General features: G+C 57.1%; 13 protein-coding genes. 4 read left to right on the top strand and 9 right to left on the bottom strand.

Translation table 11 applies throughout. The features are described from left to right. Positions 1-65: 65 nt before the first annotated feature. The 4 genes from gcvT (at position 66) to def (ending at position 4,847) form a co-directional block, all read left to right on the top strand. The gene (gene gcvT, locus CDO73_RS14410) at positions 66-1,229 is read left to right on the top strand and encodes a glycine cleavage system aminomethyltransferase GcvT (protein WP_088489225.1); all 1,164 of its coding nucleotides are present in this window, start codon (positions 66-68) and stop codon (positions 1,227-1,229) included. Continuing rightward, entirely contained in the window at positions 1,226-2,581 is a 1,356-nt protein-coding gene (gene gcvPA, locus CDO73_RS14405; protein WP_088489224.1) for an aminomethyl-transferring glycine dehydrogenase subunit GcvPA, read from the top strand. The genes gcvT and gcvPA overlap by 4 nt, the downstream gene beginning before the upstream one ends. Next, a complete protein-coding gene (gene gcvPB / locus CDO73_RS14400; protein WP_088489223.1) occupies positions 2,578-4,083 on the top strand; it encodes an aminomethyl-transferring glycine dehydrogenase subunit GcvPB in 1,506 nt (501 codons plus the stop codon). The genes gcvPA and gcvPB overlap by 4 nt, the downstream gene beginning before the upstream one ends. 170 nt (positions 4,084-4,253) lie before the next feature. Further along, positions 4,254-4,847, top strand: coding sequence for a peptide deformylase (def, locus tag CDO73_RS14395; protein WP_088489222.1), 594 nt, complete (start codon positions 4,254-4,256; stop codon positions 4,845-4,847). A gap of 272 nt (positions 4,848-5,119) precedes the next feature. On the opposite strand, the gene ptsP is transcribed toward def, so the two are convergent. The 9 genes from ptsP to CDO73_RS14350 form a co-directional block, all read right to left on the bottom strand. Then, complete coding sequence (gene ptsP, locus CDO73_RS14390; protein WP_088489221.1) at positions 5,120-6,832, bottom strand: phosphoenolpyruvate--protein phosphotransferase; 1,713 nt, start codon at positions 6,830-6,832, stop codon at positions 5,120-5,122. Next, positions 6,825-7,100, bottom strand: coding sequence for an HPr family phosphocarrier protein (locus tag CDO73_RS14385; protein ID WP_088489220.1), 276 nt, complete (start codon positions 7,098-7,100; stop codon positions 6,825-6,827). Before CDO73_RS14385 ends, ptsP begins: the two co-directional genes overlap by 8 nt. A gap of 190 nt (positions 7,101-7,290) precedes the next feature. After that, the gene (gene ptsG / locus CDO73_RS14380) at positions 7,291-9,357 is read right to left on the bottom strand and encodes a glucose-specific PTS transporter subunit IIBC (RefSeq protein WP_088489219.1); all 2,067 of its coding nucleotides are present in this window, start codon (positions 9,355-9,357) and stop codon (positions 7,291-7,293) included. A 300-nt stretch (positions 9,358-9,657) separates the two neighbouring features. Then, the gene (gene glcT, locus CDO73_RS14375; RefSeq protein ID WP_088489218.1) at positions 9,658-10,494 is read right to left on the bottom strand and encodes a glucose PTS transporter transcription antiterminator GlcT; all 837 of its coding nucleotides are present in this window, start codon (positions 10,492-10,494) and stop codon (positions 9,658-9,660) included. An 84-nt stretch (positions 10,495-10,578) separates the two neighbouring features. Next, on the bottom strand, positions 10,579-11,430 hold the full coding sequence (locus CDO73_RS14370; RefSeq protein ID WP_088489217.1) for a YitT family protein: 852 nt from the start codon (positions 11,428-11,430) through the stop codon (positions 10,579-10,581). Positions 11,431-11,653: 223 nt separating this feature from the next. Next, entirely contained in the window at positions 11,654-13,243 is a 1,590-nt protein-coding gene (locus CDO73_RS14365; protein ID WP_088489216.1) for a flotillin lipid rafts scaffold protein FloT, read from the bottom strand. 1 nt (position 13,244) lies between these two features. Then, entirely contained in the window at positions 13,245-13,784 is a 540-nt protein-coding gene (locus tag CDO73_RS14360; RefSeq protein ID WP_088489215.1) for an NfeD family membrane protein, read from the bottom strand. A 196-nt stretch (positions 13,785-13,980) separates the two neighbouring features. Then, positions 13,981-14,433 carry a hypothetical protein gene (locus CDO73_RS14355; RefSeq protein ID WP_143536134.1) on the bottom strand — a complete coding sequence of 151 codons (453 nt, stop codon included), beginning with the start codon at positions 14,431-14,433 and terminating at the stop codon, positions 13,981-13,983. Positions 14,434-14,730: 297 nt separating this feature from the next. After that, positions 14,731-15,894: an iron-containing alcohol dehydrogenase gene (locus tag CDO73_RS14350; RefSeq protein ID WP_088489213.1), complete on the bottom strand. Its 1,164-nt coding sequence runs from the start codon at positions 15,892-15,894 to the stop codon at positions 14,731-14,733. Between the last annotated feature and the right edge of the window lie 144 nt (positions 15,895-16,038).

Raw genomic sequence — 16,038 nt, 5'->3', positions numbered from 1 at the left:
CGCGGCGATGCCGGATATTCGAATACGACGACTGAAAAATCGATTACGAAGGAGACGGTTAAACGATGACTTCCCTTAAGCGAACCCCGCTCTATCCGCTGTACGCGGAGACCGGAGAACCTCGCTGCATCGACTTCGGCGGCTGGGAGCTGCCCGTGCAGTTCTACGGCATCCAGAAAGAACACGAGGCCGTGCGCGAACGCGCCGGACTGTTCGACGTCTCGCATATGGGCGAATTTCTGCTTAGCGGCCCCGGCGTCTGCGACTTCATTTCTTCCTTGACGACCGGAGACATCGCGGCGCTGGAAGACGGACAAGCCGTCTACACGTTCATGTGCTACGAGAACGGCGGCGTGGTCGACGATCTGATCGTGTACCGCTTGGGCGCGGATTCTTACATGCTGGTCGTCAACGCCGGCAATCTGGACAAAGACGCGGAATGGATCAAGTCGCATCTGCCCGAAGGCCTCGAATTCCGCGACGTGTCGAGCGACACCGCGCTGATCGCGCTGCAAGGTCCGGCCGCCGCGCAGATTCTGCGCAAAGTGTCGGATACGGAAGGCCTCGAAGAACTTCAGCCGTTCCGCTTTATCGCGCAGGCTTCGGTCGGCGACGTGCCGGCGCTGATCTCGCGTACCGGTTATACGGGCGAAGACGGCTACGAGCTGTACGTCTCCGCCGCGGGCGCGGCCGAAATCTGGCGTTCCCTGCTCGCCGCCGGCGAAGAATTCGGTCTGCTGCCGTGCGGTCTCGGCGCGCGCGACACGCTGCGCTTCGAAGCGAAGCTGCCGCTGTACGGACAGGAGCTGTCGGCGGACATCACGCCGCTCGAAGCGGGCCTCGGCTACTTCGTGAAGCTCGGCAAAGGCGATTTCGTCGGCCGCGAAGCGCTGGCCGCCCAAAAAGAAGCGGGCGTGCCGCGCAAGCTCGTCGGCCTCGAGATGATCGACCGCGGCATCGCGCGTTCGCACTATCCGGTCTTCGCCGGAGAACGTCGGATCGGCGAAGTCACGACCGGCACCCAGTCGCCGACGCTCAAGCGCAATCTGGCGCTCGCGTTGATCGACGCGGAATTCGCGCCGCTCGGCACGCAGGTCGAAGTCGAGATTCGCGGCAAGAAGCTCAAAGCGGAAGTCGTCAAAGCTCCTTTTTATAAGAACACGCCGGCTCACAAAGCATTGATCGCGGGCGAACAAGCCCAATCCGATAAGGGAGTGAAGACGCCTTGAAGAAACACCGTTATATTCCGATGACCGAACAGAACGAACGCGAGATGCTCGCCGCCGTAGGCGCCGAAAACATCGAAGACCTGTTCGTCGACATTCCGAAAAACGTCCGTTACCAAGGCACGCTGCCGATGTCGTCCGCGCTGGACGAAGCCGGACTGCTGCGCCATATGACGAATCTGGCGGGCAAGAACGCCGACAGCGACCGTTACGCCAGCTTCCTCGGCGCGGGGCTGTACGACCATCAGGTTCCGGTCGTCATCAACCACGTGATCTCCCGTTCCGAATTCTATACGGCTTATACGCCGTATCAACCCGAAGTCAGCCAAGGCGAACTTCAAGCGATCTTCGAGTTCCAATCGTATATCTGCGAACTGACCGGCATGGAAGTCGCCAACGCGAGCATGTACGACGGCGCGACGGCGATGGCCGAAGCCGCGTCGCTGGCCGGCGGCGCGACCCGCCGCAAGAAGATCGTCATCTCCGCTACCGTGCATCCGGAGACCCGCGAAGTCGTGCGCACCTACGCTTACGGCCTGGGCATCGAAGTCGTCGAAGTCGGATTCGACAACGGCGTCACGGATCTGGCCCAGCTCGAAGGCTTGATCGACGGCGATACCGCCGCCGTATTGGTGCAGTCGCCGAACTTCTTCGGCGCCGTCGAGAACGTTCGCGCGATCGGCGATCTGATCCACGCGCACAAAGGCCTGATGGTCGTGAGCGCGAATCCGCTCTCGCTCGGCGCGCTGGAAGCGCCGGGCAAGCTGGGCGCGGACATCACCGTCGGCGACGCGCAGCCGCTCGGCATCTCCGGTTCGTACGGCGGACCGACCTGCGGATATTTCGCCGTCTCCAAAGAGCTGATGCGCAAGATTCCGGGCCGTATCGTCGGCCAGACGACCGACAAGAACGGCAAACGCGGTTTCGTGCTGACGCTGCAAGCCCGCGAACAGCATATTCGCCGCGACAAAGCGACTTCGAACATCTGCTCGAACCAAGCGCTGCTGGCGCTGTCCGCTTCGGTGTATCTGTCGGTCATGGGCCGTCAAGGCATGATCGACGTCTGCGACCTTAATCTGAAGAAATCGCATTACGCGGCCAAGCAGCTCGGCTCGATTCAAGGCGTCCGACTCGCTTTCCAAGCTCCATACTTCAACGAATTCGTATTGTCGCTGCCCGAAGGTACGGATCTCAACGAATTGAACGAAAAACTGCTCGAAGAAGGATTCATCGGCGGTTACGATCTGTCCCGCGATTATCCGGAACTGGGCCCTGCCATGTTGATCGCCGTTACCGAAAGACGTTCCAAGGAAGACATCGACCGCTTCGCGGAAATTTTGGAGGGAAGTCTATGAATACGAGCCTTGATCTGAAACCGGCACTCGATACGGCGGCCAAAGAAGACTGCGCCCTGATCTTCGAACTCAGCCAACCGGGCCGCGTCGCGTATTCCCTGCCGGAATGCGACGTGCCGTTCGACGAAGCGGAAGCCGCGGACTGGCTGCCGGCCGAATTCAAGCGCGCCGATGCCGCCGCTCTGCCGGAAGTGTACGAAGTCGACGTGATCCGTCATTATACGGGACTCTCCCGCCGCAATTTCGGCGTGGATAACGGCTTCTATCCGCTGGGTTCCTGCACGATGAAATACAATCCGAAGATCAACGAAGACGTGGCTCGTTACGCCGGCTTCGCCAAGATCCACCCTTACCAACCGGTATCGAGCGTGCAAGGCGCTCTGGAGCTGATGCATACGCTGCAAAGCGATCTGGCCGCGCTCACCGGCATGGATGCCGTCACGCTTCAACCGGCCGCCGGCGCGCACGGCGAATGGACGGGTCTCATGATGATCCGCAGCTATCACGAAGCGCGCGGCGAACACCGCACCAAAGTCATCGTGCCGGATTCCTCGCACGGTACCAACCCGGCCAGCGCCACCGTCGCCGGATTCGAGACGGTGACCATTCCGTCGACCGCCAAAGGCATGGTCGATCTCGACAAGCTGAGAGCGGCCGTCGGTTCCGATACCGCGGCGCTGATGCTGACCAACCCGAGCACGTTAGGGTTGTTCGAAGAACAAATTCTCGAGATCGCGGAGATCGTGCACGAAGCGGGCGGCCTGCTCTACTATGACGGCGCCAACTCCAACGCGATCATGGGGATCACCCGCCCGGGCGATATGGGCTTCGACGTGGTCCACTTGAATCTGCACAAGACGATGAGCACGCCTCACGGCGGCGGCGGTCCCGGCGCGGGTCCGGTCGGCGTGAAGTCGATTCTGACGCCTTACCTGCCGGCTCCGATCGTCGAGAAGTTCGAAGACGGTTCGTACGGCTTCGCCGCTCCGTCGCCGACTTCGATCGGCCGCGTCAAAGCGTATTACGGCAACTTCGGCATCCTCGTCCGCGCTTATGCTTATATCCGCACCTACGGTCCGGAAGGTCTGCGCCGCGTATCCGAATGCGCCGTGCTGAACGCCAACTACATGATGGCCCGCCTGAAAGACCATTACGAAGTGCCGTTCGCCGGCCCTTGCAAACACGAATTCGTCATGAGCGGCAGCGGCCTCAAAAAGCACGGCGTGCGCACGCTCGACGTCGCCAAACGGCTGCTCGATTTCGGCTACCACCCGCCGACCATCTATTTCCCGCTCAACGTCGAAGAATGCATCATGATCGAACCGACGGAGACGGAAAGCAAAGAAACGCTCGACGGCTTTATCGACACGATGATCCGCATCGCCAAAGAAGCGGAAGAAAATCCGGAGCTGCTGCTCAACGCTCCGTACACGACGCCGGTTACCCGTCTCGACGAGACGAGCGCCGCGCGCAAACCGGTATTGAACTGCGCCTGCAGCTAATATGACGTTTCGTCGGCCGTTTTCCCTTTTTTCAGGGAAAGCGGCTTTTCTTTTGCGGCGGATCGCTTCATAATAGAAGAAGGTCTGTTCGTGCGCGCTCTCGCGCGTCAACGCGAAGACAGCCGTTTGTTTGCCTATAATAATTCAGGAAGCCGAGGTATCCCGCGATCATGCCACTCACCGATAAAAATTACCGCATCACCATGGACGATATTGTGCGCGAAGGTCATCCGATCCTGCGCAGCAAAGTGGCGGAGGTCAAGTTCCCTCTGTCCGACGAAGACCGCAACGCGATGGACAACATGATGCGTTATCTCCACGAAAGCCAAGACGAAGAATTGTCCGAGAAATACGGGCTGCGTCCCGGCGTAGGCATCTCCGCCAATCAGGTCGGTCTCGATCGCCGCATGTTCGCCGTGCTGTTCACGGACGTTATGGAAGAAGAAAATCCGACGCTGTACGAATATAAGCTGTTCAATCCGAAGATCGTCAGCCATTCCGCGGCGATGACGTATCTGCCGGACGGCGAAGGCTGCTTGTCCGTCGACCGCGACGTCGAAGGGATCGTTCCGCGCTACGAGAAGATCAAGCTCAAAGCGCAAGACGAGAACGGCAAAGAACTGCTGCTGAAACTCAAAGGCTATCCGGCGATCGTGATGCAGCACGAGTTGGATCACCTGAACGGCGTGATGTTCTATGACCATATCAACGCGAAAGACCCGCAGCAGGAACCGGCGGGGGTTACGATTCAGAGTTTGTGGTAGAAAAAAAGAACCGGCATTTCCTGCCGGTTCTTTTTTTTATTCGTTTGCGGGAGTGGAAAGGAAAAAGAAAAAAATCCGGCTCCCCAATCGGGGAACCGGACGGACGCAGCTTCGGCGTGCCAAAGGCTCGGCGCGCACGCCGGAGCGACAGAGATCGTACAGCGAAACGGTGATACGAAATGCGTCTAATGAGTTGACCGCTCAAGCGGTCAGCGTCTGAATGTTTATGTCGAGTCTAAGATGCGAAGATCTATAAAAGATCGTTAAAGGATTTAAGCTTGGATGCTTTCGACCAGAGCCACGACTTCTTCGGCTGTCGAGCATTCCAACGCCTTGGCTGCCAGTTCTTGCATGTCCGCGCGGGACAGCTTGGAGATCTGGCTGCGCGCCGGCAGGATGGAAGTGGCGCTCATGCTGAATTCGTCGAGTCCCAGACCGAGCAGCAGCGGGATCGCGACGGAATCGCCCGCCATCTCGCCGCACATGCCGGCCCATTTGCCTTCTTTGTGCGCCGCTTTGATGACCATGTCGACAAGGCGGAGAATCGAAGGGTTATAAGGCTGATACAGGTACGAGACGCGTTCGTTCATGCGGTCCGCGGCCATCGTGTATTGGATCAGGTCGTTGGTGCCGATGCTGAAGAAGTCGACTTCTTTCGCGAATTGATCGGCCAGAACGGCGGTCGAAGGAATTTCGACCATGATGCCGAGCTGGATATCTTCCGCGACGGCTACGCCTTCGTTCTTCAGGTTCTCGCGTTCTTCTTCGAGCAGTGCTTTCGCTTGACGGAACTCGACGAGAGTCGCGATCATCGGGAACATGATGCGCAGATCGCCGTGAACGCTCGCTCTCAGCAGAGCTCTGAGCTGCGTGCGGAAGATGTCCGTGCGATCCAGACACAAACGCACGGCGCGGAAGCCCAAGAACGGGTTCATTTCTTTCGGCAGGTCGAGGTAAGGAAGTTCTTTGTCGCCGCCGATGTCCAGCGTGCGGACAACGACCGGCTTGCCTTCCATTTTCTCGAGTACCGTCTTATAAGCATTGTACTGCACGTCTTCGGAAGGAAGCTTGTCGCGACCCATGTACAGGAACTCGGTCCGGTACAGGCCCACGCCTTCGCCGCCGTTATCGAGAACGCCGGCCACGTCGTTCGGCGTGCCGATGTTGGCTGCCAGTTCGACGTGAACGCCGTCTGTCGTCACGGTCGCTTCTTCGCGCAGCTTGCGCCATTCGGCGCGCTGCTCGTCGTATTTGACCTGCTTGTCGCGGTATTCGGCGATGACTTCTTCGCTCGGGTTCACGATGACGCTGCCTTCGAGGCCGTCCACGATCACCATATCGCCCGGCTGTACTTGATCCAGCACGTTCTTGGTTCCGACGACTGCCGGAATCTCGAGCGAGCGGGCCATGATCGCGGAGTGCGACGTACGGCCGCCGATGTTCGTCGTGAAGCCTTTAACGTACTTGCGGTTCAATTGAGCCGTATCCGAAGGCGTCAGGTCTTCCGCGATCACGATGACCTCTTCGCTGATTTCGGCAGGGTTCTGCACGTTCAAGCCGAGCAGATGTCCCAAAATACGTTTCGTTACGTCTTTCATATCCGCGGCGCGTTCTTGCAGGTAAGCGCTTTTCATGTTCTCGAACATGGAAACGAACTGCTTCGAAGTCTCGTTGAGCGCATAAGCGGCATTGACTTGATCGTTGACGATCATGTCTTTGACCGGGCTGATCAGCTCGGGATCGTTCAGGATCAGCAGATGCGATTCGAAAATCTCGGCTTTTTGCGCGCCCAGCTCTTGCAGCGTGCGTTCCTTGATGCGTTCGAGTTCGGTCTGCGATTTGGCAAGAGCGTCGTCAAGCTTGGCGACTTCGGATTCCGCGTTTTTGACGGTCTCCTGGGTTACGGTATAATCCGGATGCTCCAGGCGAAAAGCTTTGGCAATGGCAATGCCGGCCGAAGCCGCGATTCCGGAAATATTAAGCATTGACTTCTCCCAGTCCTTCTCCGACCATTACGTCTTCCAGAGCTTGCAGAGCCGCTGCTTCTTCTTCGCCTTGCGTGATCAGCGTCAGAGTCGATCCTTTTTCCAGACCCAGGGACAGAACGCCCAGAATGGATTTCAAAGTTACGCGTTTGCCGTTGGCTTCCGCGAAAGATTCGGTCGATTTGAATTTATTTGCCGTATTGACAAGCGCCGTTGCAGGGCGTGCGTGGATGCCGTCTTCGTCTACGATTCTGAATGTTTTTTCCATGATTAAGTTCCTCCAATGTGTTCTTTTTAAAGTAACCATACTTATTATAGCTTACTCGCCTGAAATTTGCACGCTTGCCTTCTATTTTCATTTTTAACTTCTTCTTGAACATTCCGGCGGCGGCGGGTTCAGGCGAGCTTGTTAAGTCTTGCTTGCTTCTTTAAAACGTCGTGCTGCGGAGCGGCAGCCTTTATTTGATCGACACGATGTTTTCTTCGCCGGCTTTGACGGTTCCCGTCTTCAGCAGCGTGACTGTCGCGCCTTCAGGCAGATTCGAGAAGATGACCGGCGTCATGATCGACGGCGCATGTTCTTGCACGTAAGCCAGATCGACTTCGAGAATCGGCTGTCCGGCCATGACGGCATCGCCTTCCGCTACCAATACATTAAACCCTTGACCTTTGAGTTTAACGGTGTTCACGCCGATGTGAACCAGAATTTCTTTGCCGCCTTCCGACATGATGCCGATGGCATGCTTGCTCGGGAAGACGTTGAAGATCGTGCCGTTGACCGGCGATACGATGTTTCCGTCCGAAGGCAGTACCGCGAAACCGTCGCCGGTCATGCGCTGCGAGAACACCGGATCGGGAACGTTCGAGATGTCTTGAAGTTCGCCGTTGGCCGGGGAAACGATCACTTCTTCGTTCAGGACGTCGACCGCTTCCGAAGCGTCGGACACGGCTTCGTTTTTCTCGGGCAGTTCGACCGCCGCGGCCGGAGCCGTTACCGGGGTACGTCCCGCGATGATGTCTTGAATCTGCGATTTGATCGTATCGGAACGCGTGCCGAAGATGGCTTGAATGTTGTTGCCGACTTCGAGTACGCCCGCCGCGCCGAGGTTTTTCAAACGGTCTTTATCGACGTTGCTTACATTGTTGACTTGAACGCGAAGACGCGTGATGCAGGCGTCGAGATTCGAGATGTTCTCGCGTCCGCCGAGCGCCGTCAGAATGTTTTGCGGAAGTTCGCCTGCCGTACCCGCTCCGGCCGAAACGTTCGCCGTTTCTTCCGTAGGGTCTTCGCGGCCCGGCGTTTTCAAGTTGAACTTGCGAATCGCGAAACGGAATCCGAAGTAGTAGATCACGGCCAGAATCAGGCCGACGATGATGACGTTCCACCAAGCGGTGCGGTTCTGCAGAACGCCGAACAACAGGAAGTCGATCAGACCGCCGGAGAAGGTCATGCCGATCTTGACGCCGAGAATCTGCATCGTCATGAACGACAAACCGGCGAAGATGACGTGAATCCCGAACAGAACAGGAGCGACGAACAAGAACGAGAATTCCAGAGGTTCGGTGATCCCCGTCAGGAACGAAGTCAGCGCCGCCGAACCCATGATGCCGGCTACGTATTTCTTGTGTTCCGGACGCGCTTCATGGTAGATCGCCAGAGCGGCAGCCGGGAGACCGAACATCATGAACGGGAATTTACCCGTCATGAACATGCCGGCCGTGAACGGAACGCCGTCGCGCATTTGCGCCATGAAGATCCGCTGGTCGCCGTGGAAGACTTCGCCGGCTTTGTTGACGTATTCCCCGAACTCGTACCAGAACGGCGAGTAGAAGATGTGATGCAGACCGAACGGAATCAGCGAGCGTTCGATGACGCCGAAGATGAAGGCCGACAAGGTCGGATTGCCGTTGGTCATGGCATTGGACAACGCGTTCAATCCATGTTGGATCGGAGGCCAGATAATGACGAGCAGCAGGCCGACCAGAATGGAAGTCGCGGCCGTCATGATCGGAACGAAACGTTTACCCGCGAAGAAGCCCAGATACGAAGGCAGTTCGATTCGGAAAAACTTTTTGTACATCACCGCGGCGAGTATACCGATGATAATCCCGCCGAATACGCCCGTAGAGAGCGTCGGGATGCCCAAGATGCTGGCGTAACCCATTCCGGTCTGAGTGGTCAATTCCGGCGTAACGCCGATGACCACGCCGAGCGTGACGTTCATGATCAGGAAACCGACGATGGCCGCAAGTCCCGCGACCCCTTCGCCGTCGCACAAACCGACGGCTACGCCGACCGCGAATAACAGCGGCAAGTTGGCAAAGACGATGTCGCCCGCTTTCATCAAGACCGTAGCGACGGATTGTACCCACTGCACGTCGAGCGCAGGAGCCAGTTCCAGGAAGTCCGGGCTGACCAGCAGCGTACCGATCGCCAGCAGCAAACCGGCGGCCGGCAGGATCGCGACAGGAAGCATGACTGCCTTACCGACGCGCTGCAGAAGGCCGAATAGTTTTTTGAACATTAGGTGCAACTCCCTCTTGGTGAATGTATAAGGTTCGGTCATCACATTTTAAATCGGATCTTGAACGAAAGCCCTGACGAGAACGCAAAAAAGGCATGAACGTACGAAAAATAAAAGGAATACTCTCAACAAGGGCCCCCGGGTGCAGCTTGGCCTTTGCGAGTATGCGTTTTATTCTCCGCAGCGATTCATGCCTGATCGTATCAGTGACACATCGTTACAAAGATCGTCTTAAATTGCTTACGTCGGTCATCATAGCATAGCTTTTTCGAACTGGCAAGCCCTTTCACGAACAAAAAATCAAACGGCGTCTTTGTCCGCCAAACGCTGAAGATGCACCGTCAAATAGCTGGCTTCGGCCTTGTACACGGGCAGTCCCAGACGCTTCTCCATCACCTTCATCAGCTTCCAGGCCAGCGAATACATCTCGGGGTATTCCCGCGCGAGCAGTTCCGCCAAACGGTCCGTGGCCCGCACTTCTTCGCCGCGGCAGATCCGCTCGATCGCGAACCGCAGATGCGTCAGCAGACGAGAATAATCCAAAGTCGTCCGGTCTAATCCGCCTTCGAGGTTCTGCGCGATCAGATCCACCAGATCGGCAATCAGCTCCGAATGGCCTCTGACTTCGCCGATCGGCCGGTTGGTAATCGCGCTGTGGATATGCAAAGCGACGAATCCGACCTCGTCGGGGCCCAGAGACGTGCCCAGCCGATCCTCGATCAGATTGACCACGTACTCCGCCAATTCGTATTCTTCGGGATAGATCTCTTTGGTTTCGTACAGAAACGGATTCTGGAAGGTAATGCCTTTCTCCATCCGTTTGAGCGCGAACGCGATATGGTCGGTCAACGCGACGTGAATATGCTCGTTAAGCGGCGAGGCGATTCGATTGCCGATGGTCTGGATCGCTTCGTTCATGACCTCGATCAGCTTCTCGTCCACCTGCGGAAGCAGCTGTTTGTACTGTTCCTGTTCGCGCCGGCTGCGCAAAATAAACATTTTTTCGGCCGCTTCGGAATCGATCGGATCGCGCTCGCCGCGCCCGAAGCCGATGCCTTTGCCGATGACGACCACTTCGCCATAATGCGGATCGTCCGCAATAATGACATTGTTGTTCAATACTTTGGACACCAGCATCCGCTTGTTCCCGCTCCTCTTCGCATACAGTTGTTTATCTAGAATAGATTAGCAAAAAAACGCTTCATATTCAATGTTCGAAGATCATTTCGAAATGTCGACAAACCCCTCGCCGAATACGTCGCGCACGTCGTGAATCGTCACGAACGCGTCTTTGTCGGCTTCTTTGACGATCTTCTTGAGCTGCGACACTTCCTGCTTGCTGATCACGATATAGAGCACTTCTTTGGGGTCTTTGGTATAAAAACCGTGACCCGACAGCACGGTAACGCCCCGGTCCATGACCCGGTTCACCTGTTCGGCGATCGTATGCTGATGTTTGGAGATGATCATGACCGCCTTTTTCGGATTCAGGCCTTCGATAATGAAGTCCATCACTTTCGTTCCGACGTAGAGCAGCACGATCGTGAACATGAAGTTCTGCACTTCGATGACCATCAGCGAAGCTACCGCGACGATCACGTCGAAGAACAGAAGGCCGTAGCTGATATTCCAATCCAGATATTTGTTCGCCAGCCGCGCCAAGATTACCGTTCCGGCCGTCGTTCCGCCTACGCGCACGATCATGCCGATCCCTACGCCCGCAAAAATGCCCGCGAAGATCGCGTTTACCGTTTTTTCCGTGGAAGCGATCTCCCAACTCTCCGTCAGATGCAGGAACAGCGAGTTGAACGCAACCGCCAGAATTGTATAAATAATCGTCTTCTTGTCCAGAAAACGATAACCGATCACCAACAAGAACCCGTTGATGATCAAGTTGACGAGGCCCGGAGACCAGCCTAACCAGTAATAGAGAATGATGGTGACGCCCGTGACGCCGCCTTCGCCGAAGTCGTTCGGAATGACGAACAGGTTGACCGCCAGCGCGAAGATGAAGGCGCCGAGCGCGATGAACGCGACGTCGGTAATCGTTTTGGTTACCGTTTTTCTTTTCATGGATTCTTCCCGTCCTTTTCCGGCATTTCGCTGCGGCCACCCTGACAGGCAAGCCTCCGATCGGGTACCGAAGCGCACGCAACCCCCTAATTCTAGCCCATCAAAAAAAGGACCGTCAACCCGCAGTTTTCCTAAGAAAACGCGGGTTTCGGTCCCTTATGCATACTTATTCGAAAACGATGCAAACCGCCGGTTTTCCGCCGCTGCGGTTCGCGTCTTGCGATCAGCTGTCCGTTCGATCGTTCGGTGCCGCCGCCGGGCGTTCCGGCATCACCGCGGTCGCGCTTCTGGAAGATCGCTCCGCTTGAAGATTCGCTTCGATCTGAGCGTCGCTCGGCGCTTTTTTGCCGCCGGTCAGGTTATGGATCATCTGTTCCAGATCCAGCCCCGAGACGCTTTTAAGCATCTCCGGCGCGGTCGCCATCAGCTCGGTCACGTAGCCGCTGACGCGCGAGGCGCCTCCGCCTTCGCCGCGGCCCGTATCGACGACCGTGATTTTGTCGACGGACGCGATCGGTTCCGCGATCTTGCCGGCGAGTTCCGGCAGCATGTTGACGATGATGTCGAGAATGGCCGCTTCGCCGTAGCTCTTGAACGCTTCGGCCAATTTCTCTTTGGCTTCGGCTTCCGCAAGACCGCGCAGACGGATGACTTCGGCTTCCGCCGTACCTTTGGCGCGCTCGGCGTCGGCGATCGCCAGACCGTCAAGACGCTTCTGTTCCGCGGACGCTTTGGCCTGCGTTTCGATCGAATATTGATGAGCGTCGGCTTCGCGCATCCGGCGAGCTTTGTCCGCTTCGGCGGCCTGCTCGACCGAATAACGATCCGCGTCGGCTTTTTTCTTCACTTCGGCATCGTACTGCTTCTGACGAACCTGAATCTCTTTCTCTTGAAGATCGATCTCGCGCTCTTTGCGGACCAATTCGACCTTCATCTGCTCTTCGACGGCCGTCTGCTTCGCACGCGCTTCCTGAATCATATAAGCTTGGTCGGCGTCGGCTTTGGCCGTATCCTGCTCGCGTTTGAACGCCGCGATCTTGAGCTCTTTCTCTTTCTGGCCTTCCGCGATATTCGTATCCCGGATCAGCTCGGCTTTCTGTCCTTCTTCTTCCGCGCGGGCTTTCTGAATCCGGGCATCCCGGATCGCTTCCGCTTCGGCGATCTCCGCGTCCCGCTTCACGGCCGCGATCCGAGGCTTACCGAGAGACTCCAGATAGCCGTGTTTGTCTCTTACGTCTTTGATCGTGAAGGAGACGATCTGAAGACCCATTTTCTTGAGGTCGCGGGCCGCGACGCTCTGCACTTCCTGCGCGAACCGGTCGCGGTTGCGATACATCTCTTCGACGGTCATCGAACCGAGGATGGAACGCAGATGGCCTTCGAGCACTTCCTGCGCTTCCGACTTCAACGCTTCGATCGGCTTGCCCATGAACTGCTCGGCGGCCGTGGCCACGTCTTCGGTGGAGCTGCCGATCTTGATGATCGCGACCCCGTCCGCCAGCACGGGAACGCCTTGTTCGGTGTAGACTTCCGGCGTCGTCACGTCGAGCTTGTGCGACAGCAAGGATAAGTATTCGGCTTTCTGGAACACCGGCAGGATAAAAGCGCCCCCGCCGCGAACGATCTTGATCTTGCGTCCGGCTTCGTCGTCGGCGATATTTTTGCTGCCGAGGAACGAACCGGTCACCACCATCGCCTCGTCGGTGCTGACCGTCTTGTAGCGGGCCCAGAATGCCAGACCCAGTACGAGCAGCACGGCCACGACGATACCCGGAATCAATACGTAATCCGGAACCTGATCGAAAATGCCCATATTACTTCAACCCCTTTTCCGTTTTTTCGAGTTCGCAAACGCCCAACGTCCCGTCTTCGACATCGACGACCACCACTCTTACGCCGGCCGGAATCCCGTCTCCGTCGAAGCTGAATGCCGTATGCAGCGTGTTGCCCGAGCCGCCCATCTGCACCAACACTTCGCCGAACCCTTTTTGCGGGACCGGCACGGTCACTTCGCCGATTCGCCCGGTCAGGTCTTTCATCGAATAGCCGACCGAATTTTCGCTGCCGCGGATCGGTTTGACGTAACCGAAGTACAGCAGCAGGCCCGAAGCGAGCGCGCACAATACCGAAGCCGCGAGGCTCCAAGCGGGCGGCAGTCCGGCATAACGCTCGATCAGAATGCCGGCGCCGCCGAAAACGGTGACCATGCCGGCAAGCACGATCGGCTGCAGGAACTCGAACGACACCGCGTCGAACGCGCCGCCGAGCGCGTCGCCGATCCAATCCCCGAACAGAACGCTGATCAGCGTAAACAAGACGCCGCCCACAAGGCAACCCAGATAGATGGTTTCCATGATCTTGCCCCTCCTTCTTTTTGGAGTTTCCTTTTCAAGTCTTTGCCCGTCCGCGATCGACAACTTACACACACCTCACACAAAATCGCAGTACGCTTTATGTCTCCGAACCCGCAGACCGGACAAAGTTTCCTGAATGGGTATATTGTTACATACGGGCGAAAAGCGTTTCCGTTTCGTTTTTATCCGAATTCGTTCAATTTTTCTCGCCTTTCGAGATTTTCGCCAGTATTCCGAGCCATTCCTCTTCCTCGCGGCCCGAAGCAGAGTTTGTCTCCATCGTATACGTAACGCCGGACGATCTCGCTACCGCATATAGGCTGCCGACTTCCAAGTCTGCTTTCTGAACAGCGGCGCCTTCGATATCGAGTTCTTCGGCTCCCCGAACCTTGGCGGGCAGATCGCTGATCGTCAACGTCATGACGTCATCGCCTTCATACGGTCCGTAAAGCAGCTGCTCGCCGTTAAGCGGTCCGTCCAGACGTGGATCGAGATCTTCCGGCCGTCCTTTTTGATCCGTATAAACGAATACGAAATTATCCTTTGCGACCCCTTCCCCGCTTTCCGCGTTCCCGCCCAATCCACGTTCCGGCGAAAATGCCTTTTCCCGATAAGCGAGCCGCAGCTCCAAGCCTTCGATTCGAGGCACTTGGACCTCCGGATACGATTCGCGAATTTCTTTTCGCGCGCGACTCAGGCCGTCCGCTTTTTCCGACGAAGAACAAGCAGCCGCGGAAAACGCTAAACAAAAGGCAATCAGTAAACGGGCAGCCATTCTCGTTTTTTTCATCCGTTATCCCTCCTCCTATTTTCTGAACGCACCCAGAGAGCATTTCGTTCGGAAAATAAAAAAGCCGCCCGCGGGCGGCGCAAAAAAAGCCCGGGTACGGAACCCGGGCCGGACGACCGCGTAAACGCGGCTTGAAAGTATGCTGTCGAAAACGGCTTACAGCGAAGCTTGGTAGATCGCCACGACGTCTTCGCGCTGAAGTTTGTTGAAATTGCCGAACGGTCCGAACTTCATCGCTTTGTCCGCCATCTCGTCGATGCGGCTTCCGTCGATCTCGTAATCGGCCAGCGTGCTCGGCGCGCCGATCGAGTTCCAGAACGCGCGCAGCGCTTCGATGCCTTCGAGGCCGACTTCTTCGGCGCTCTTGCCCGAAGCGTCGATGCCGAAGACGTTGACCGCCAATTTCTTGAAGCGTTCCGGATCGACTTTGAGGCTGTGCTTCATCCAGTTCGGGAACAAGATCGCCAGACCGCCGCCGTGCGGAATATCGTAGACGGCCGATACGGCGTGCTCGATATTGTGCGTCGCCCAGTCGCCGGTGCTGCCCATGCTCAGCACGCCGTTCAGCGCCATCGTGCCGCTGTACATGACCGTTTCGCGCAGTTCGAAATTCTCGAGGTCGTCGACCAGTTTCGGACCCGCTTCGATCACCGCGCGCAGCACGGACTCGCAGAAGCCGTCTTGAACCGGCGTATTGCCTTCCAGATGGAAGTACGTCTCCAGCACGTGCGACATCATATCGACCATGCCGTAGACCGTCTGATCTTTCGGGAGCGAATACGTGAATTCCGGATCGAGAATCGAGAACGCCGGGAACGAATACGCGCTTCCCCAACCGAGTTTCTCCATCGTCTGCTCGTTGGTGATGACCGAACCGCTGTTCATTTCCGAACCGGTCGCGGCCATCGTCAGCACCACGCCGAGCGGCAGGCCGTCTTTGGCGACCGCTTTGCGCTCCGCGAAGTCCCACATGTCGCCGTCGTATTTGGCGCCGACCGCGATCGCTTTGGCGCAGTCGATCACGCTGCCCCCGCCTACGGCGAGGATCAGGTCGACGTTTTCGCTGCGGCAAAGGTCTACGCCTTTATGCACCGTGGACAGACGCGGGTTCGGTTCGACGCCGGCCAGTTCCGTCACGTTCGCTCCGATGCCTTTCAAGAGTTCGGTCACGCTATCGTAAAGGCCCGAGCGTTTGATGCTGCCTCCGCCGTAGACCAGCAGAACGTTTTTGCCGTATTGCGGGACCAGCGTGTTAAGCTGCTCCAATTGGCCTTTGCCGAAGATCAGACGCGTCGGATTATAGAAAGTAAAAGATTTCATGAGTATAGGTTAACCCCTTCCTTTTGGTCACTTCGTATTTATTATATACCGGAATTCGCAGAAAACAAAAAAGCCGCGCGTCCCTGAGGATACCCGGCTTGGCAAACGGCCGAAAAAGTGCCGCGTCCGCCCGTCGCGGACACG

The organism is Saccharibacillus sp. O23, assembly GCF_002205895.1.
Lineage (GTDB): Bacteria > Bacillota > Bacilli > Paenibacillales > Paenibacillaceae > Saccharibacillus.
The sequence above is the reverse complement of the archived record's forward strand: the minus strand, read 5'-3'. Positions and strand labels throughout refer to the sequence as shown.